This window comes from Streptomyces sp. NPDC043870, assembly GCF_056435785.1.
Genome location: NZ_JBWKDT010000021.1, coordinates 58959 through 77581, shown reverse-complemented (window position 1 = coordinate 77581; position 18623 = coordinate 58959). Strand labels below are relative to the sequence as shown.

Here is an 18623-nt window from a genome sequence, read left to right as displayed (position 1 = left end):
GGCGCCGGCCACACCGCGTCAGGCGACAGCGCTGAGGGTGTCCACGAGTCTGCGGCGGGCGGCGCGGGCGGCGGGCAGCGCGGCGAGGGCGATCGCGCCCAGTACGGCGGCGGCCGCGAGCAGCAGCAGATGGAGCGGGGACGGCGTCTGGGCGATGCCGGCACCGATGCCGCTGGAGCGGCCCTCGGAGTCGATCAGCCAGCGGGCGAGAGGCACCCCCAGGGCCGCGCCCACCACGGCGGCGGCCAGCGCGGTGCAGCCGACGGCCGTCACGGTGACCGCGGTGATCTGGCGCGGCGACAGCCCGATCGCCTTCAGGGCCAGCAGGTCCCGTTCTCCTTCTCGTACGCTCCCGCCGATCGCCGTCGACAGTTCGGTGAGTCCGATCAGGGCGAGTACGGCGATGAGACCGGCCACGACCCCGCGCATCGGGGAGAGCCGGTCGGCCGGGCTGGTCACCTCGTGGACGTCGAGTCGTCCCTGTGAGGCGTCCGTCAGCGCGGTGCGCACCTCGGCCGGGTCCGCGCCGGGGCGCAGCTGGAGCTGGTAGAGGGTCGCGCGCAGCTCCGGGTCGTTCTCCCGGAGGGTGTCGAGCGAGGTGGAGACGGTGCGGCCGCCGTTCTCCGGCTCGATGCTGCGGCCGACGATGTGCAGGATCTGCGGGTGTCCGCCGACGGTCATCCGTACCCAGTCGCCGACCCGGACGCCGAGCAGATCGAGCAGTCCCTGTCCGGCCACCGCCTCGTCGGGGCCGTGTGCCGGCCGCCCCTCGGCCACCGTGAACGGGTACGGCCGCTCGCGGGTGCCCAGTCCGCGCAGCGCGATGGTCCCGGTCTGCCCGGGGATCAGGGCGGCGACCTCGACGCCCGGATGGGCGGCCGCGACGCGGGGATCGGCGTCGAGCAGGGCCGCGGCCTCCCGGTCGCCGAGAGTGACGTCCGCCCGGGCCGTGAGGGCGGCGGCGAGCCCGAGCTCCTCCGGCTTGGTGTCGAAGCGCGCGATGGTCGTCCAGGCGCTGACCGCCACGGTGATCAGCAGCAGGGGCAGGGCCAGCCGGAGGACGGTGGCCGGGGCGTTGGGGCCGCGTGTGAAGGCCCGGTGCCAGCCGAGGACCAGGGCGGGCGGCAGCCCGAGGCCGAGGGCCCTTCTGGCGGGTGCCGACAGCCGGCCGCCCGGGGCGGCCCCGGCGGGGAGCATGGGCACGGGCGGCACCCGTCCGGCCCGCCATGCGGCGAGACAGGTGGTGGCGCCGATGAACAGCACCGCGGCGACGGGAACCGCGAGCAGGGCGGCGGTGTGCCCCGGCAGTCCCTGCCAGACGCCGATCGCCTCCCCGAGCCTGCCGGGGACGCGGCTGCCCAGGGTCTCGGTGAGCACGGTGGCCACGACGGCTCCGAGGGCGGCGAACGCCAGGTGCTGGACGAGGAAGACCCGCACCACCTGGCCGGGAGTGAAGCCGATGGCCTTCAGGACGGAGATGTCCCGGAGGTGGCCGCGCACCCGGGTGCTGATCGCGCCGAAGACGGCGAGCGCGGCGGCGATCAGGGCGCCGAGTCCGAACAGCCCGAGGACCTGGCCGAGCAGTCTGGTGTCGCCCTGGGCCTCGGCGCGCGCCTGTTGCCAGCTGGAGACGTCGGTGACGGCACCGGCGCCGAGTTCGGTGACGGCGCGCTGGACGGTGTAGTCGGTGTCGCCGGGGTCGGCGAGCAGCAGCCCGATGACGTGTCCTGGCAGGCCGTCCGTCTGCCGTACGGCCGGGGGGAGGGCCCAGACGGTGCCGGAGCGCTCGCCGGGGCGGTAGCGGGGCTCCGCGGTGTCGGCGACGCCGAGGACGGTCAGCGTGCGCCCGGTGCCGGGCAGCGTGAGGGTGTCGCCGGGCCCGGCGACCAGAGCGCGGGCGAGGCTGCTCTCCAGGACGACGCCGTCCGGCGTGCCGGGCGTGAGCCACTGGCCGGAGGTGAGCAGCGGGCGGCCGGTGGCGGGCGGTTCCGCGTCCGCGCCGCGCATTTCCACGGTGGCCCGGGCGCCGCGTGAGGCCACGGTCGCGGAGGCGGTGCGGTAGGGGCCGGACACGGAGGCGACGCCGTCCAGGGCGGCGAGCCGGCCCGCGTCGGCGGACGGCCCGGTGTGGATCCAGACGTGCGCCCCGTGGGTCTGGGCGAAGACGCGCTGCCAGGGGTTGGTGGCATAGCCGAAGAGCGCGGCCGCCAGCAGCAGCGCGGCGACGATTCCCGCGGTGGCGGAGACGATGAACAGCGCCTCGCCGCGGTGGGTGCGCAGATCGGCGTGTGCCCAGCGCAGAGTGGCCCGCACGGGTCAGTCCTTCAGCTCGAGGACGCCGGACAGTCCGGTGCCCCGGGCAGGTGTGCCGCCGAGTTCGGCGTCGTCGGCTATCCGGCCGTCGAAGAAGCTGATCACACGGTCGGCGGCGCTGGCGAGGCGTGCGTCGTGCGTGACCAGCAGGATGGTCTGGCCGCGCTGGTGGAAGCGGGACAGCAGACGCATCACCTCGCGGGTGCCCTTGCTGTCGAGGCTGCCCGCGGGCTCGTCGGCCAGCAGCAGCCGCGGATGGTTGACGAGCGCCCGCGCCAGGGCGACGCGCTGCTGCTCACCGCCGGACAGCTCGCCGGGCATGCTGCGCGCCTTGCCCTCCAGGCCCAGTTCGGCGAGCAGCTTCTCGCGTTCGGCGCGCGCCTGCTTGGGGCCGGTGCCGGCCAGCAGGGCGGGGAGTTCGACGTTGTCGGCGACCGTCAGGTTCGACACGAGGTTGAAGAACTGGAAGACGATGCCGATCCGGCGCCGCCGCTCCATCGCCCAGCGGGCCTCGCTGTAGGAGTCGGTGCGCTCGCCGTCGAGCCAGATGCTGCCGCTGTCCGGCCGCTGCAGCCCGCCGAGCAGATGCAGCAGCGTCGACTTCCCGGCGCCCGAGGGCCCGCTGACCGCGACGAACTCGCCGTGCCGTACGGACAGGTCGACGCCGCGTACGGCGTGGGCCGGGGCGCCTTCGCCGTGGTGGGTCTTGACGAGGCCCTCGGCCCGCAGCAGGGGGACCGGGCCGGGCGCTCCCTGTTCGGTGGGGTGGCTCATTCCAGCCCCTCCAGCTCCTCCTGGCAGCGCTCCAGCCAGTCGAGGTCGGCCTGCAGGTGCAGCATGGCTCCCTCGATCAGCAGGTTGGCGATGCGGTTGTCCCGGTTCTCGGTCGTGGACAGCTTCGACAGATTGCGCATGGTGTTGAGGTACTCGCGTCGCTGTTTGTTGATGAGGGCGATCTGGTCGGCGAGTCCGGTCCGCGGGGCCAGGGCGAGCTTCATGAAGAACTCGTCCCGCACTCGCGGCTCGTCGGCCGTCTCCTCGAACCAGGCGCGCAGCGCCTCCGTCCCGGCGTCGGTGAGGCGGTAGATCTTTTTGTTGGGCCGGCTGGTCTGGGCGACTTCCTCGCCCTCGATCAGTCCCGACTTCTCCAGTCGGCCGAGTGTCACATAGATCTGGCCGATGTTCGGCTGAGGGTACGCGGCGCCCAGCAGTTGCTCAAGGTCCTGCTTGAGCTCGTAGCCATGGGCGGGGCCCCGGGAGAGGAGAGCCAGGAGGGGCAGACGCACGCGTGCTCCCCTCCTCCCTGTTGTCCGCCTGTGCGCCGAGAGCGGCCGTCGCCGCGGTCCGTCATGTGGCCCGGATCGCTCTCGTAATCTGATACGGGCCCTAGTATCGCCCATGCCTAACGGGTATACATGCCCTGACGCAGGACAAGGATGCCCGGCGCCGGTGTACAGGGAGGAACCTATGCGGTGGATACGTGCCGCGGGTAGGGGTCTCCTGGTCGCGGTGGTCGTCCTGACCGGTTACGTGTCGTCGGGCACGCAGGCGGGCGGCGCTCCGGCGGGGTCGGCGCACGGCGGCGGACGCGGTCCCATGACCCTGGCCACGGCCGGGGATCTCACGGGCTATCTCGGTCCGCTGCTCGAAGGCTGGAACCGCAGTCATCCCACCGAGAAGGTCACTCTCGTCGAGCTGCCGGACTCCGCCGACGAGACCCGTGCGCAGATGACCACGGGACTGCGATCGGGCGGCGGGCGCTTCGACATCCTGAACATCGATGTCGCCTGGACCTCGGAGTTCGCCGCCGCGGGATGGATATCCCCGCTGGACCCGGACCGTTTCGCGCTGAAGAGCTTCCTGCCGCCGGTGGCGGACACGGCAACGTACGACGGAAAGCTGTACGCCGTCCCTTATGTCACGAATGCCGGGATGCTGTACTACCGCAAGGACATCCTCGAGCGGGAGGGCGAGCATCCGCCGCGGACGTGGGCGGAGCTGGAGCGCCAGGCACGGACGATCGCGCCCCGGTACGGCGTCGGGGGTTACGCGGGCCAGTTCCTCCCGTACGAAGGCCTCACGGTCAACGCCACCGAGGCGGTCTACTCGGCCGGGGGCACGATCCTGGGCGACGACGGCCGGGTCACCGTGGACTCGGCCGCGGCCCGCACCGGCCTCGGATTCCTCGCCCGCGGGGTGCACGAGGGCTGGATACCGAAGGAAGCGCTGACGTACAAGGAGGAGGAGTCCCGGCAGGCCTTCCAGGACGGCCGGCTGCTCTTCCTGCGCAACTGGCCGTACGCGTACGCGGGCGCCTCGGGCAAGGACTCCAAGGTCGCCGAGAAGTTCGGTGCCGTGCCACTTCCCGGCCCCGACGGGGCGGGCACGAGTGTCCTGGGCGGGTCGAATCTCGCGGTGAGCACGCATGCGCGGCACCCGGAGTCCGCCGGCGACCTGATCGCGTATCTCACCAGCGCCCCGGTGCAGCGGAAGGTGCTCACGGAGGGCGCGCTGCCGCCCGTCCGGGCAGCCCTGTACCAGGACCCGGAGCTGGTGCGGGACTTCCCGTACCTGCCGGCGCTGCGGGCGAGCGTGCTGGCGGCCGCGCCGCGACCCAAGAGCGCGCGGTACGAGCAGGTGAGCCTCGTGGTGCAGGCCGTCGTCCACGACGCGATGGCGCAGCACCAGGACCCCGCGGCAGCGGTGCGCAGGCTTTCCACGGAGCTGGCGGCCGTCGCACGCCGCGGCTGATCTCCTTCTCCCCTCACGCTTTCTCGCTCTACCTACCTGTTAGGTAACGACATCACATCGCACTGGACTCAAGCGGTGCGAACAAATCGGGACATAAGGTCCAACTCTCCTGTTGTTTCTGCACGACCGTTGACACCTTCTCGACACTCCTACTTAACATGCATGCATAACCGCTGACCTTCTGGTCGCGGGCACCCCTTCACGCAGAAACAGGTCAACGGGTGACGCTCACAGCCCCGGCCGGCGACGGCCTCTCGCACCGCCTCACGCACCGCTGGTGGCGCGACGCGGTGATCTACCAGGTGTACGTCCGCAGCTTCCTGGACAGCACCGGGGACGGAATCGGCGATCTGGCCGGCGTCCGTGCCGGACTGCCGTACCTCAAGAAGCTCGGCGTCGACGGCATATGGCTGAGCCCCTTCTACCCCTCGCCGCAGCACGACCACGGCTACGACGTCGCCGACTACTGCGACGTGGATCCGGTCTTCGGCGACCTCGCCGAGTTCGGTCTCCTCATCGCCGACGCGCACCGGCTCGGCATCAAGGTGCTCCTGGACATCGTCCCCAACCACTGCTCCAGCGAGCACGACTGGTTCCGTGAGGCGCTCGCCGAGGGCCCCGGCAGCGCCGCACGCGCCCGCTTCCACTTCGCCGAGGGCCGCGGCCCGGGCGGCGACGTGCCGCCGAACAACTGGCACGCGATGTTCGGCGGTCCGGCCTGGAGCCGCGTCACCGAGCCGGACGGCAGTCCCGGCCAGTGGTACCTCCACATGTTCACGCCCGAGCAGCCCGACCTGAACTGGCGCAACCCCGAGGTCGGCGCCCACTTCGACCACGTCCTGCGCTTCTGGCTGGACCGCGGCGTCGACGGTTTCCGTATCGACGTGGCCGCCGGGCTGTTCAAGCACCCGGAGCTGCCCGACTCGCCGGACCCCGAGGCCGACGCGCGCACCCGCGACTCGGTCAACCCACTCGCCTGGAACCAGCCCGAGGTGCACGAGGTGTGGCGCCGCTGGCGGTCCGTGTGCGAGGAGTACACCGCCCGGGACGGCCGGGAACGGCTGCTGGTCGGCGAGGTCTCCGTACCGACCGCGCGCGAACACGCCCAGTACGTTCGTCCGGACGAGCTGCACCAGGCGTTCTTCTTCGACCTGCTGGGCGCCGCCTGGGACGCGAGCGCGTTCCGCAAGGTCATATCCGAGGCGATACAGGACATCGCGGGCACCGGCTCCACCGTCACCTGGGTCCTCAACAACCATGACCAGGTCCGTACGGTCACCCGGTACGGCGAGTCCGGCACCGAGGGCAGTGGCCTCGGCGCAGCCCGCGCCCGGGCCGCCGCGCTGCTGATGCTGGCGCTGCCCGGTGCCGCGTACATCTACCAGGGCGAGGAGCTGGGCCTGCCGGAGGTCGTGGACCTGCCGGACGAGGTTCTCACCGACCCGATCTTCCGGCGCACCGGCAGCCGGGCGCGCATCCGCGACGGCTGCCGGGTGCCGCTGCCGTGGTCGGGTCACGCCTCGCCGTTCGGCTTCACCTCCGGTGCCGAGGGGGCCAAGCCCTGGCTGCCGCAGCCGGGCTGGTTCGCCGAGCACGCCACCGACCGCGCGCTGGCCGACACCCGCTCGTTCTGGCACCTCTACCGCGACGGGCTGCAACTGCGCCGCGGGCTGCCGCAGCTGGGCGAAGGCACCCTGCGCTGGCTGGAGACCCCACCCGGTGTCCTCGCCTTCGTCCGCGGCGACGGGCTCGTCTGCGCCGTCAACTTCGACACCGCGCCGGTGCCCGCCCCCGTCTCGGGTGCCCCACTGCTGTCCAGCGGGCCCTGTCCCAACGGCGTACTGCCCGGATCCACCGCCGCCTGGTGGATCACCGACTCCACCAACCCGTGACCGCCCGGTTCCCGGAACCGACCTCTGAGCCCCCGTCCCTGAACCTCCGGTCCTCCGCCAATTCCCTGCTCCAGAAGGAAGATCACCATGACGCCACGACGCATGATGCTTGCGAGCTGCACGGCCCTGGCCCTCGCCCTCGGCGCGACCGCCTGCGGCGGCGGCCCCGTCACCCCCGCGGGCGGCGGTGACAAGTCGCTGGCCGGACAGACGGTCAACGTCGCCGGCGTCTGGTCCGGTGCCGAGCAGAAGAACTTCCAGAAGGTGCTGGACGCCTTCACCGCCAAGACCGGTGCCAAGACCCAGTTCGTGTCCACCGGTGACAACGTCTCCACCGTCGTCGGCAGCAAGATCGAGGGCGGCAACGCCCCGGACGTGGTGATGGTCCCGCAGGTGGGTGTGCTCCAGCAGTTCGCCGACAAGGGCTGGCTCAAGCCACTCTCCTCGACCACCGCGAAGGCCGTCGAGAGCAACTTCGCCAGCGTGTGGAAGTCGTACGGGACCGTGGGCGGCAAGTTCTACGGCCTCTACTTCAAGGCCGCCCACAAATCGACCGTCTGGTACAGCCCGGACGCCCTCGACCAGGCGGGGGTCAAGCCGCCGAAGTCGTACGCGGACATGCTCAAGGCGGGCCGCACCGTCTCGGACTCCGGGCTGCCCGCCTTCGCGGTCGCCGGTGAGGACGGCTGGACGCTGACCGACTGGTTCGAGAACATCTACCTCTCCCAGGCCGGCCCCGAGAAGTACGACCTGCTCGCCACGCACACGCTCAAGTGGACCGACCCCAGCGTGGTGCAGGCGCTCACCACCCTCGGCAAGCTCTTCGCCGACAAGCAGCTGATCGCGGGCGGCCAGAAGGGCGCGCTCGGCACCGACTTCCCCGGCTCGGTCGAGAAGGTCTTCGGTCCCGACCCCGAGGCGGGAATGGTCTACGAGGGCGACTTCGTGGCCGGTGTCGCCAAGGACCAGTTCGGCAAGAAGATCGGCGAGGACGCCGCCTTCTTCCCCTTCCCGGCGGTCGACGGCGGCAAGGCGCCCGTCGTCAGTGGCGGTGACGCCGCCGTCGTTCTGAAGGACGGCAAGAACCAGGAGGCCGCCATGGCCCTCGTGGAGTACCTGGCGACCCCCGAGGCGGCTGCCGTCTGGGCGAAGACGGGCGGCTTCCTGTCCCCGAACAAGAAGCTCGACCTCGCGTCGTACGGCGACGACACCACTCGTCAAACCGCCACGTCGCTGATCGAGGCGGCCGACTCCATCCGCTTCGACATGTCCGACCAGGCCCCGGCCGCCTTCGGCGGCACCAAGGGCGCGGGCGAGTGGAAACTGCTCCAGGACTTCCTGCGCGACCCGTCGGACCCCAAGGCCACCGCAGCCAAGCTCGAGGACGCGGCGGCCAAGGCCTACAAGGGCTGAGGTCATGACCGCTGTCGCCACCCCCACCCCCACCCCCGGACCGACGAGCCCGCCGCTCGCCGGATCCGCGAACCCCCGGCGCCGCGCCCAGCGGCGCCGGCGGGTCATCGCTCTGGTCTTCGTGCTGCCGGCGCTGCTGTTGCTCGGCGCACTCGTCGTCTACCCCGTGCTGTTCTCGGTGGGCCGCAGCTTCTTCGACGCGGGCGGTACACGCTTCGTCGGCGGCGAGAACTACACCCAGATGTTCCGCGACCCGGCGACCCTCAAGGCCATCCGCAACAGCGCCATCTGGGTCGTCGTCGCCCCGACGCTGCTCACCGGGCTCGGACTGATCCTCGCCGTTCTGGTGGAGAAGGTCCGCTGGGCCACCGCGTTCAAGCTGCTGCTGTTCATGCCGATGGCGGTCTCCTTCCTGGCGGCCGGCATCATCTTCCGCCTCGCGTACGAGGAGGACCCCGACAAGGGCGTGCTGAACGCCGCGGTCGTCGGTGTGCACGACTCGTTCACGGGCACCTCCTCGTATCCGACCGCCCGCGCCCGGGACGACCAGGGTCTGGCCAAGGGCCCGGACGGGTCGTACACGACGGCCGAAGCGGTGTCGCCCGGCACCACGGTCAGCCTCGGACTCGTCGGCGTGAAGCCGAAGGAGCTGCCCGCCGGCGCGGAACCCGCGTACGAGGCGGCCTCCCGGAAGGCGGCCGGGCGCGAACTGCGCGGCGTCGTCTACCTGGACTTCACACCGGGCGGAGGCGGTGAGCAGGGCCAGGTCGACACGGCCGAGAGCGGACTGCCGGAGATGAGGGTCGAGGCGGTGCGGGACGGCAGGACGGTCGCCACCGCCACCACCGCGGCCGACGGTTCCTTCCGCTTCCCGGCTCTCGACCCGGGCGCGTACACCGTGCGGCTGCCCGCGGAGAACTTCGCCCAGCCCTACGAGGGTGTCTCCTGGCTCGGCCCGGCCCTGGTCACGCCGGCCATCATCGGCGCGTACCTGTGGATCTGGACCGGCTTCGCCATGGTGCTCATCGGCGCCGGGCTGTCCTCCCTGCCGCGCGATGCGCTCGAAGCGGCCCGGATGGACGGCGCGAACGAGTGGCAGGTCTTCCGCAGGATCACCGTGCCCCTGCTCGCGCCGATCCTGACCGTGGTCTTCGTGACCCTGGTGATCAACGTGATGAAGGTCTTCGACCTCGTCTACATCATCGCGCCGGGTCCGGTGCAGGAGGACGCCACGGTGCTGGCCACCCAGATGTGGCTGGTCTCCTTCGGCGGCGGCAACAACCAGGGGCTCGGCAGCGCGCTCGGCGTCCTGCTTCTGCTGCTGGTGATCCCCGCCATGGTCTTCAACGTCCGCCGCTTCCGCAGGAGTCAGTCATGACCGTCACCACCCCCCGCCGGACCGTGGCGAAGGAGCCGGGCGCCGTCGCCGCGCCCCTGCGCCCACGGTCCAAGGGCCGGCTCGGCCGCTGGCTCGGCAACGGTCTGGTCCAGGCGTTCCTGGTCGTCATCGGCCTCGTCTGGATCACCCCGCTCGCCGGGCTGCTGCTCTCCTCGATGCGCTCGGCGCAGGACAATGCGAGCAGCGGCTGGTGGACCACCCTGACCGGTCCCGGGCAGCTGTCCTTCGACAACTACTCGGCACTGCTGGGCAACGCCGGGATCACTCAGGCGTTCTGGAACACCGTGCTGATCTCGGTGCCCGCGACCGCTCTGGTCATCGCCATCGCGGCGCTCGCCGGATATGCCTTCGCCTGGCTGGAGTTCCCCGGCCGGGACTGGCTGTTCCTGCTCGTGGTGGCGCTGCTGGTGGTGCCGGTCCAGGTCGGTCTGCTTCCGGTCGCGAAACTCTTCGGTCAGCTGGGGCTGTTCGGCACGATCCCGGGCGTGGTGCTCTTCCACGTCGCGTACGGGCTGCCGTTCGCCATCTTCCTGCTGCGGAACTACTTCGCCGACATTCCACGGGAGATGCTGGAGGCGGCGCGGATGGACGGCGGCACCGAGTGGCGGATCTTCACCCGGCTGGTGCTGCCGGTGGGCCGCCCGGCCATCGCGAGCCTGGCGATCTTCCAGTTCCTCTGGGTGTGGAACGACATGCTGGTGGCGCTGCTCTTCGCCGACAGTTCCTCGCAGCCGCTCACCGTGGAGCTGCAGTCCCAGGTACGCCAGTTCGGCAGCAACATCGACGTCCTGGCGCCGGGCGCGTTCCTTTCCCTGATCGTGCCGGTCGTGGTGTTCTTCGCCTTCCAGCGGCACTTCGTCCAGGGAGTGATGGCGGGCTCGGTCAAGTGAGACCGCACGGCCCCGGTGGGCTGCCACGGCTGTGGCAGCCCAGCGGGGCCGGCTCCACCGGCCCCTCTCACTGCTCCGGCTCGGGCGGTCCACTCGTGCGGAGTAAGTGCAGCGGCCCCCGGCCGGTCCGCGCGTTCCACTGGAGAGATGCCAGCGATCCAGATTTCGGTCGTCGTACCGTGCTTCGACGAGAGCGAGGTGATCGGCGCCTTCCACGCCGCCCTGACCAGCGCGCTGGAGCTGACCGGGGAGCGGTTCGAGATCTGTTACGTCGACGACGGCAGCGGCGACGGGACCGTCGAGCGGCTGAGGGAGCTGGCGGCGGACGCTCCGCGGGTGCGCTACACCTCCTTCAGCCGGAACTTCGGCAAGGAGGCCGCCCTGCTGGCCGGGATGCGGATGTCCCGGGGGGCCGTGGTCGTCCTCATGGACGCCGACCTGCAGCATCCCCCGGAGCTGGTGCACCGCATGCTGGAGCTGCACCGGCACGGCTACGACCAGGTCGTCGCCCGGCGCGACCGAACGGGCGAAGGCGCCGTGCGCACCGCGCTCAGCCGGGCCTACTACCGACTCGTACGTCACTTCATGGACGTCGAGATCGTCGACGGGGCCGGCGATTTCCGGCTGCTGTCACGCCGCGCGGTGAACTCCGTCCTGTCGCTGCCGGAGACCAACCGCTTCTCCAAGGGGCTGTTCTCGTGGATCGGCTTCGACACCGTCAGTTTCACGTACCGGAACGTCCGGCGGGCCGCCGGGCGGTCCAAGTGGGGCGGCAGACGGCTGATCAACTACGGCATCGACGGACTGCTCTCCTTCAACAGCCGTCCCCTGCGCCTGGCGATCCACACCGGTCTCTGGCTGTTTCTGTCCGCTCTCGTCTACGCGCTGTGGATCGTGGCGAACGCCGTGCTGAACGGTGTCGACACGCCGGGATACGCGACCCTCATCACCGCCGTCGTCGCGCTGAGCGGAATCCAGCTGGCCACGCTCGGCGTCATCGGGGAGTACGTGGGCCGGATCTACCACGAGTCGAAGCGGCGGCCGCCCTATGTCGTGCGGGAGACGGACGAGTCCGCACCGCTGCGCTCCGGCGGCCTCCCGGCGGAGGCCGCCGGACGGGCCCGGCCGCACACATGAACGCCGTCGGCGTCCGCCAGTTCACCGTCTTCGCCGTGATCGGCCTCGCCAACACGGCCGTGTACTTCGCGGTGTACGCGGCACTGAACGTCTGGCTGCCCTATCTGGCCGCCCACGCGCTGGCGTACGCCGTGAGCATCACGGGATCGTTCCTGCTCAACTCGTACGTCACACTCCGCACGCGACCGACGTGGCGCGCGTTCCTCCGGTATCCGGTGTCGGGCGTGGCCAATCTCGCGGGCAGCGGGCTACTGCTCCACCTGGCGGTGAGCAGGCTCGGCATGGACGAGCATCTCGCCGCCCTCGCCGCCGGCGCTCTGGTCACACCGCTGTCGTTCCTGCTCGCGCGGTGGGCGATCACCTCCGGCGCGAAGAAGCCGGTCACGGAAGCCGTGTCGAGTAAGTGACCCGGTCCAGCCGGTAGTAGTCGGCGACGCACCGGGCCGGCCAGAGGTTGCGCCCGTGGTTGCCGAAGGGTTCCAGCATCCCGCTGACCGACAGGGGTGTGTACGGGAGCACCTTCGCGCCGTTCGCCGCCCCGGCGCGCAGCCACTGGTCCTGCCGGTCCCACCGCCCGGCCCGTACGCGCATGTCCTCACCCAGATGGTGGAGCGGTCCGGCCAGTCCCACGACGGCCGTGGCGTACAGCGCCGCGGCCGCCGCCGTCGCCACGCCTGTCCACCGCCGGGGCAGCCGGGTACGCAGCGCCCGTCCCAGGAAGGCGCCGGCGGCCACGAGGACCAGGACGTACAGCAGGAGGTAGTCGTTCCAGGTCCGTTGCGCGGACACCACCCGGGCGCCGAAGACGGGGTGGGTGACGACGGTGCAGAGGTAGCCGGAGAGCAGGAAGGCCAGCACGCCGAAGGTGGTCATCAGCAGCGGCCTGCACGGCCGCAGGGCCGCAGGGCCGGTCCCAGTGCGGGCCCGCGCGAGCAGGCCCAGCAGCACGCCCGCGGCGACGGCGCCCCCGTACTGCCAGGTCGTGAGGACCGTTTCCAGGATCCGCGCGAAGCCGCGCGCCGAGGCGGCCAGGGATTCGGGGGCGAGCATGCCGGCGGTCCCGGCGCCGTACCGCTCGCGCCGGTTGCGCGATCCGGGCGACGTCAGCAGCACGGCCGTCCCGATGGCCACCCCGGCCATGCCGAGCAGGGCCGAAGCGCGGACATGGGCCCGTACCTGTTCGGTGAAGAGCCGGCGGCTGAGCAGCAGGAGACCGGAGAGCACCACCAGGGCGACGAGCGATGTCTCCTCGGACAGCGTGCCCAGGAAGACCCCCGCCGCCAGGACGACGGCGAGGGCGGCGATACGGCCCCGGCGGCCGCGGGCGGCGAGCGGGGGGAGGGCCGCGGCGCAGGCGAGCACGGGGGCCAGGGTGTGCGAGACGGACGCGGCGGGCCAGTAGAACGTCTTGTACGTGTTGGGCGTGGCGAACAGGAACACCGCCGTGACCATGGCCGCCACGAGCAGCGGGACTCCGCGGGGTACCGTCCGGCGGGCTCCGCGCAGCAACTGGCCGATGAGGGCCCACAGCAGGACCAGCACGAGCAACCCGCTGATCAGCGCGAACCATTGATGACCGGGGACCGGGAACTGTGCGTAGAGCGCGACGAGCAGGCCGTTGCCGATCCGGCCGTTGTCGATGGCGTAGAACTTCCCGATCAGCCCCGCGACGCCGTGATCACGAACGTGGGGCAGGAAGCACCACTCGTCCGCGCCGGGCCGGACGTGGCGGCCCAGCCAGATGGCGACGGCGAGCAGCCCGAGGGGCAGCGAGGTGAGACCCACGACCCATGCGGTCGTGAACGAGCTGCCGCCGGGGCCCTTCGACCGGCCCGGACGGCCGGGCGGTTCCTCCGGTTCCCGCGGGACGCTCACGCTTGATGCGCCGACAGCCATGCTCGCCACTAGATGCGCCGTTCACGGCACCGGCAACCGGCGGCGACCAGGTGGAGCAGCACGGGCCACGAGGGGAGCAGCGGCGGCGGGCGGGCGTCCTGGGGTGTGGCCGTGCCGCCTCCGTGCTCAGCGCACCGGGCATCAGCCGACGACGACCCCGATCTTCGGGGCGGGCTCGCTCTGGTAGCCGGCCGGACCGAAGTTCTTCTCGACGTACTCCTTCCAGGTGCCGTCCGCGACCATCTTCTCCAGCGCTGCGTTGATCTTCGCCTTGAGCTCGCTGCCCTTCTGGACACCGATGCCGTAGTTCTCATTGCTCAGCTTGAAGCCGCCCAGCTTGAACTTGCCCTTGAACTGGTCCTGCGCGGCGTAGCCGGCGAGGATCGAGTCATCGGTGGTCATGGCGTCGATGACGTTGTTCTCCAGCCCTGTCAGGCATTCGGAGTAGCCGCCGTACTCCTGCAGCTGCGCCTGCGGCGCGAGCTTCGTCTTGACGTTCTGTGCCGAGGTGGAGCCGGTGACCGAGCAGAGCTTCTTGTTGTTCAGGTCCGCCGGCTTGGTGATGGAGTTGTCGTTCGCGCGAACCAGAACATCCTGGTGCGCCAGGAGGTACGGACCGGCGAAGTCGACCTTCTTTGCTCGCTCGTCGTTGATCGAGTAGGAGGCCGCGATGAAGTCCACGTCGCCGCGCTGGAGCAGCGTCTCGCGGTCGGCGCTCTTGGCTTCCTTCCACACGATGTCGCTCGGCTTGTAGCCGAGCTGCTTGGCCACGTAGGTCGCCACATCGACGTCGAAGCCGGTGTATTTGCCGTCCGGGGTCTTCAGGCCGATGCCCGGCTGGTCGAACTTGATGCCGATGGTGATCTTGTGGTTCCCGCTCTCCGTGCTGTCGGCGCCGCCACCGCCGCCGGATCCGCAGGCCGCGGTGGCGAGGGAGAGCGCGAGCGCCGCGGCGGTCGCGGCGGAGACCTTGCGAATCTTCATGGTGATCATCCCTGGGGATTGCCGGGTGGTGCGCGTGTCCCGGGGTCTCCGGCGGATGCCGGGAGGTGCCGGGGACCGGGCTCAGTGGTGAAGGATCTTGGAGAGAAAGTCCTTGGCGCGTTCGGTGCGGGGGTTGCTGAAGAACTCGTCGGGGATCGTCTCCTCCACGATCCTGCCGTCGGCCATGAAAACCACACGGTTGGCGGCCGAACGGGCGAACCCCATCTCATGGGTGACGACGACCATGGTCATTCCGTCGCGGGCGAGCTGCCGCATGACCTCCAGCACCTCGTTGATCATTTCGGGGTCGAGCGCGGACGTGGGCTCGTCGAACAGCATGATCTTCGGGTCCATGGCCAGCGCTCTGGCGATGGCCACGCGCTGCTGCTGGCCGCCGGAGAGCTGCGCCGGGTACTTGTCGGCCTGCGAGCCGACACCCACCCGGTCGAGGAGCGAGCGCGCCCGCTCCTCGGCGGCCTTCTTGTCCTTCTTGCGGACCTTGATCTGGCCCAGCGTCACGTTCTGGAGCACGGTCTTGTGCGCGAAGAGGTTGAAGGACTGGAAGACCATGCCGACGTCGGCGCGCAGCCGGGCCAGCTCCTTGCCCTCGGCGGGCAGCGGCCTGCCGTCGATGGCGATCTCGCCCGAGTCGATCGTCTCCAGCCGGTTGATGGCGCGGCACAGTGTCGACTTCCCGCCCCCGGACGGCCCGATGACGACGACCACCTCGCCGCGGTGGATGGTCAGGTTGATGTCCTGGAGCACATGCAGGGCGCCGAAGTGCTTGTTGACGTCACTGAGCACGACCAGGGCACCGCCCGTGCCCGGCCCGAGGTGTTTCTTGCTCACCGCCGCTCCGCTCATCGGCTTCATCGTCCGTCCGCATCGAGCGGGTCGCACGCCGGAGGCCGGGCGGGGACCCGCTCGCCCCGGCCCGTCGGACCAGGGGCGGTGAGCGGTCGTCATGTACGCGGGACCGGCCGCGGCCGAGCGAGCGCACTCGCTCCGCCGGCCGCCCAGCGGCACCTCCTGGCCGAAAACGCTCGCCGATTGTGTCCGGCGTGTTGTCCAGACCACTGACTGCTGCAAGCGTTTACCCTCCGTGCCCGCTTGGACTCCCCTCGCGCCGAAGCGCACCGCCCCCGGCCCCGACGCGACACCTGCACTTTTCCGTCAACGTTCACCGTAGGCACACATGAACCACACGGAGCCTCCACTATGTGACGAGACAGGGCACAACGGCGGCGCGCTCCCCGGGGAGAGCGGCACCGTTGCGCTGGGGGGTTACGGGGAGGGACTTTCACCGCATGAAGCGGATCCGCACACAGCGGACCTTGCGAGCGGTGAACCTCCTCGTGCCGCTCTATGTGCACCGGCGCAGGACCCGGACGCCTGGCGGCTGCTCGCCGCCGCCGGGGACCGGCTCTACGGCGCGGTGCTGAACGCCGCGGACGGCCCCGGCACGGCGCCCGATCCGGCCTTCGTCTCCGCCGCCCGAGCCCTTCGGGCGGCGGGCACCCGTGTCCTGGGCTATGTCGATCTGGACTACGGCGTACGCCCGGGCTCCGCGGTGATCCGGGACCTGGACCGCCATCGCGCCTGGTACGGCACCGACGGCTGTTTCTTCGACCAGGTACCGGCCGACCGGTCCGCCCTGCCCGGCTGCCGTCACCTCGTGCGGGCGGCGCGGCAGCGGGGTGCGAGCACGTCGTCCTCAACCACGGGGTCCATCCCGCGCCCGGCTATGCCCGTATCGCCGATCTGCTCATGACGTTCGAAGGCCCGTGGGCGGCCTATCTGTCGTCCTTCACGCTGCCGCGCTGGACCACCCGCCATCCGCCGGAGCGGTTCTGCCATCTGGTGTACGGCGTGCCGCCCGCGCTGGCCCGGGTCGCCGAGCGGGCGGCCCGTGAACGCGGGGCGGCGGTGTCCTGTGCGGTCGCGGACGGCCTGCCCAACCCCTGGGCGGCGCCGCCGCCCGGCCTGTACGGAGAGGCACCGTGACCCGCCCTGCCTGCCGCTGCTGTGCCTGCTGCTCGCCGTGCTGCTGACCGCGGGCTGCTCCTCGAACCCGCGTGTTCCATGTCGAATACACCCTGGCCACACAGGACTTCTGCGCCCAAGCCCGCCGTCTGGGCCTGTCGTCGATGCGGAAGAGGCGGGAGCTGGACCGGTGGCGGCAGCCGTGCTGAGCCGCGTCGGGCGTTCGGGCGCGGTCAGCTCTTCGGACGGAGGAAGCGCTTCAGTTTCGTCAGCGTCCAGGTGTTGATGATGTCGTCCTTGGTCAGCCAGCCGCGCTGGGCCGTGGCGACCCCGTAGCGCATGTACGGCAGATGCGTGGTGGAGTGCGCGTCCGAGTTCACCGCGAACTTCACGCCGTACCGCTTGGCGCGCAGGATGTCCTCGTCGCCGAGGTCGAGCCGCTCCGGGTGTGCGTTGATCTCCAGGGCGGTACCGGTTCTGGCGCAGGCTTCGAAGACGGCGTCGAAGTCGGCGTCGATGCCGGGGCGTTTGCCGATCTTGCGGGTGGTGGGGTGGCCGATGACGGCGACGTAGGGGTTCTCGCAGGCGCGGACGAGGCGGCGGGTGAGCGCCCGTCGGCTCTGGTTGAAGTGGGAGTGGATCGAGGCCACGCAGATGTCGAAGTCCGCGAGGAACTCGTCGGGCCAGTCCACATCGCCTTCGGGACCGATGTTGAGCTCCGTGCCGTGCAGCAGCCGCATCCCCCGGTGCTTGCCGTCGAGTTCGCGGACCCGTTCGCGCTGCGCCAGCATCTTCTCCTTGGTCATGCGCTGCATGGCGAGATCGGGGGCGTGGTCGGTGACCGCGTAGTAGGAGTATCCGCGCGCGGCAGCCGCGGCGAGCATGTCATCGAGCGGGGCGAGACCGTCGGTGAGGTCGGTGTGGGTGTGCAGATCACCGCGGATGTCGTCCTCGGTCACCAGCTCCGGGAGCTCGTCGCGCAGCCCGGCCGCGATCTCGCCGCGGTCCTCACGGAGCGTCGGCGGGATCCATGGCAGGCCGAGACGGTCGTAGATCTCCTCCTCGGTCTCGGAAGTGATCTTCTTGCCGCTCTTGGCCTCGAAGAGCCCGTACTCGGACAGTTTGAGTTTGTGCCGGACCGCGATCTCGCGGGTGCGGATGTTGTGCGCCTTGGCGCCGGTGAAGTACTGCAGTCCCGCGCCCCAGGAGTCGGGAGGCAGCACCCGCAGATCGACCTGGAGGCCCTTGGTGGTGCGGACGGACGTCTTCTTCTCGCCGTGCGCGATGACCTCGGCGGTGTACGGGAGCGCCCCGAGGGCTTCCATGAAGGGCGCCGACGCGTCGGCCGCGACCAGGATGTCGATGTCCCCGATGGTCTCCCGCATCCGGCGCAGCGAACCGGCGTAGGTGCACCCTTCGCAGCCCTTGATCTGCGACAGCTCGGCGACGATCTGCTCGGCCGAGTCCATCGCGGCGTTGAGGAGGATGCGGCTGCCGGCCTTCTGCATGAGGGCGATGCCGTGGAGGAGGTTCTCCTCCGTCTTCTCGCCGAATCCCTTCAGATCGCGCAGACGCTCCTCGTGGATCGCGTCGAGGAGCTGGTCCACCGACGAGACCTCCAGCTCCGCGTAGAGCGTCATGGCCTTCTTCGGCCCGAGCATGGGGATGGCCATCAGCTCGCGGACACCGGCCGGGATGGACTGGCGTCGCTCCTCCACGGCGGAGATGTGTCCGGACGTCAGATACTCCACGATCTTGTCGGCGATCGACTTGCCGACGTTGGGGATCTCCCGCAGCCCCTTGGCGTCCAGCTTGGACACATCGGCGTGGTACCCGCCGACGGCCCGGGCGGCCTTCTCGTAGGAGCGTGCCCTGAAGGCGTCGCCTCCGGTGATGGCGATGAGGTCGGCGTACTCCTGCAGGAGCGCCTCGATCTCTTCGTTGGCCCTGGCCATGGGTCCAGCC

The 18623-nt window shown here is 70.7% G+C and carries 14 protein-coding genes and 1 pseudogene; 8 read left to right on the top strand and 7 right to left on the bottom strand.

Annotated elements, in window-relative coordinates:
- Positions 1-18: 18 nt before the first annotated feature.
- The 3 genes from AC0699_RS24035 to AC0699_RS24025 are packed head-to-tail and all read right to left on the bottom strand — an operon-like array spanning position 19 to position 3599.
- On the bottom strand, positions 19-2313 hold the full coding sequence (locus AC0699_RS24035; RefSeq protein WP_478663670.1) for an ABC transporter permease: 2295 nt from the start codon (positions 2311-2313) through the stop codon (positions 19-21).
- A 3-nt stretch (positions 2314-2316) separates the two neighbouring features.
- Positions 2317-3087 carry an ABC transporter ATP-binding protein gene (locus AC0699_RS24030; RefSeq protein ID WP_453665141.1) on the bottom strand — a complete coding sequence of 257 codons (771 nt, stop codon included), beginning with the start codon at positions 3085-3087 and terminating at the stop codon, positions 2317-2319.
- On the bottom strand, positions 3084-3599 hold the full coding sequence (locus tag AC0699_RS24025) for a PadR family transcriptional regulator (RefSeq protein ID WP_453665143.1): 516 nt from the start codon (positions 3597-3599) through the stop codon (positions 3084-3086). Before AC0699_RS24025 ends, AC0699_RS24030 begins: the two co-directional genes overlap by 4 nt.
- A gap of 181 nt (positions 3600-3780) precedes the next feature.
- On the opposite strand from AC0699_RS24025, the gene AC0699_RS24020 reads away from it, so the two are divergent.
- The 7 genes from AC0699_RS24020 to AC0699_RS23990 all read left to right on the top strand — a co-directional run bounded on the left by AC0699_RS24020 (position 3781) and on the right by AC0699_RS23990 (position 12202).
- Positions 3781-5064: an ABC transporter substrate-binding protein gene (locus tag AC0699_RS24020; RefSeq protein WP_478663667.1), complete on the top strand. Its 1284-nt coding sequence runs from the start codon at positions 3781-3783 to the stop codon at positions 5062-5064.
- A 221-nt stretch (positions 5065-5285) separates the two neighbouring features.
- Positions 5286-6956, top strand: a complete 1671-nt coding sequence (locus AC0699_RS24015) for a glycoside hydrolase family 13 protein (protein WP_478663665.1) — start codon at positions 5286-5288, stop codon at positions 6954-6956.
- Between the two features lie 105 nt (positions 6957-7061).
- Positions 7062-8369, top strand: coding sequence for an ABC transporter substrate-binding protein (locus AC0699_RS24010; protein WP_478663806.1), 1308 nt, complete (start codon positions 7062-7064; stop codon positions 8367-8369).
- 4 nt (positions 8370-8373) lie between these two features.
- The gene (locus tag AC0699_RS24005) at positions 8374-9747 is read left to right on the top strand and encodes a carbohydrate ABC transporter permease (protein ID WP_478663663.1); all 1374 of its coding nucleotides are present in this window, start codon (positions 8374-8376) and stop codon (positions 9745-9747) included.
- Positions 9744-10658, top strand: a complete 915-nt coding sequence (locus tag AC0699_RS24000) for a carbohydrate ABC transporter permease (RefSeq protein WP_478663661.1) — start codon at positions 9744-9746, stop codon at positions 10656-10658. Before AC0699_RS24005 ends, AC0699_RS24000 begins: the two co-directional genes overlap by 4 nt.
- A gap of 147 nt (positions 10659-10805) precedes the next feature.
- Complete coding sequence (locus AC0699_RS23995; RefSeq protein WP_478663660.1) at positions 10806-11795, top strand: glycosyltransferase family 2 protein; 990 nt, start codon at positions 10806-10808, stop codon at positions 11793-11795.
- Positions 11792-12202 (top strand): GtrA family protein, encoded by a 411-nt coding sequence (locus tag AC0699_RS23990; RefSeq protein WP_478663657.1) that lies wholly within the window; start codon positions 11792-11794, stop codon positions 12200-12202. Before AC0699_RS23995 ends, AC0699_RS23990 begins: the two co-directional genes overlap by 4 nt.
- Here AC0699_RS23990 and AC0699_RS23985 read toward each other — a convergent pair.
- The 3 genes from AC0699_RS23985 to AC0699_RS23975 form a co-directional block, all read right to left on the bottom strand.
- Positions 12177-13691, bottom strand: a complete 1515-nt coding sequence (locus AC0699_RS23985) for a DUF6056 family protein (protein WP_478663655.1) — start codon at positions 13689-13691, stop codon at positions 12177-12179. The genes AC0699_RS23990 and AC0699_RS23985 overlap by 26 nt on opposite strands.
- 141 nt (positions 13692-13832) lie before the next feature.
- Entirely contained in the window at positions 13833-14675 is an 843-nt protein-coding gene (locus tag AC0699_RS23980) for a glutamate ABC transporter substrate-binding protein (RefSeq protein ID WP_478663653.1), read from the bottom strand.
- 81 nt (positions 14676-14756) lie between these two features.
- Positions 14757-15539, bottom strand: coding sequence for an amino acid ABC transporter ATP-binding protein (locus AC0699_RS23975; protein WP_478663650.1), 783 nt, complete (start codon positions 15537-15539; stop codon positions 14757-14759).
- Positions 15540-16018: 479 nt separating this feature from the next.
- Between AC0699_RS23975 and AC0699_RS23970 the strand changes: the two are divergent.
- Positions 16019-16679, top strand: a pseudogene (locus AC0699_RS23970) (spherulation-specific family 4 protein).
- A gap of 212 nt (positions 16680-16891) precedes the next feature.
- On the opposite strand, the gene polX reads toward AC0699_RS23970, so the two are convergent.
- The gene (polX, locus tag AC0699_RS23965) at positions 16892-18613 is read right to left on the bottom strand and encodes a DNA polymerase/3'-5' exonuclease PolX (RefSeq protein WP_478663647.1); all 1722 of its coding nucleotides are present in this window, start codon (positions 18611-18613) and stop codon (positions 16892-16894) included.
- Positions 18614-18623: the final 10 nt, after the last annotated feature.

What these genes read in the sequence shown, in the direction of transcription:
- AC0699_RS24030 (WP_453665141.1), bottom strand. Translation starts at nt 3,087, where the DNA reads ATGAGCCACCCCACCGAACAGGGAGCGCCCGGCCCGGTCCCCCTGCTG.
- AC0699_RS24020 (WP_478663667.1), top strand. Translation starts at nt 3,781, where the DNA reads ATGCGGTGGATACGTGCCGCGGGTAGGGGTCTCCTGGTCGCGGTGGTC.
- AC0699_RS24010 (WP_478663806.1), top strand. Translation starts at nt 7,062, where the DNA reads ATGCTTGCGAGCTGCACGGCCCTGGCCCTCGCCCTCGGCGCGACCGCC.
- AC0699_RS24005 (WP_478663663.1), top strand. Translation starts at nt 8,374, where the DNA reads ATGACCGCTGTCGCCACCCCCACCCCCACCCCCGGACCGACGAGCCCG.
- AC0699_RS24000 (WP_478663661.1), top strand. Translation starts at nt 9,744, where the DNA reads ATGACCGTCACCACCCCCCGCCGGACCGTGGCGAAGGAGCCGGGCGCC.
- AC0699_RS23995 (WP_478663660.1), top strand. Translation starts at nt 10,806, where the DNA reads ATGCCAGCGATCCAGATTTCGGTCGTCGTACCGTGCTTCGACGAGAGC.
- AC0699_RS23990 (WP_478663657.1), top strand. Translation starts at nt 11,792, where the DNA reads ATGAACGCCGTCGGCGTCCGCCAGTTCACCGTCTTCGCCGTGATCGGC.
- AC0699_RS23985 (WP_478663655.1), bottom strand. Translation starts at nt 13,691, where the DNA reads ATGGCTGTCGGCGCATCAAGCGTGAGCGTCCCGCGGGAACCGGAGGAA.
- AC0699_RS23980 (WP_478663653.1), bottom strand. Translation starts at nt 14,675, where the DNA reads ATGAAGATTCGCAAGGTCTCCGCCGCGACCGCCGCGGCGCTCGCGCTC.
- AC0699_RS23975 (WP_478663650.1), bottom strand. Translation starts at nt 15,539, where the DNA reads ATGAGCGGAGCGGCGGTGAGCAAGAAACACCTCGGGCCGGGCACGGGC.
- polX (WP_478663647.1), bottom strand. Translation starts at nt 18,613, where the DNA reads ATGGCCAGGGCCAACGAAGAGATCGAGGCGCTCCTGCAGGAGTACGCC.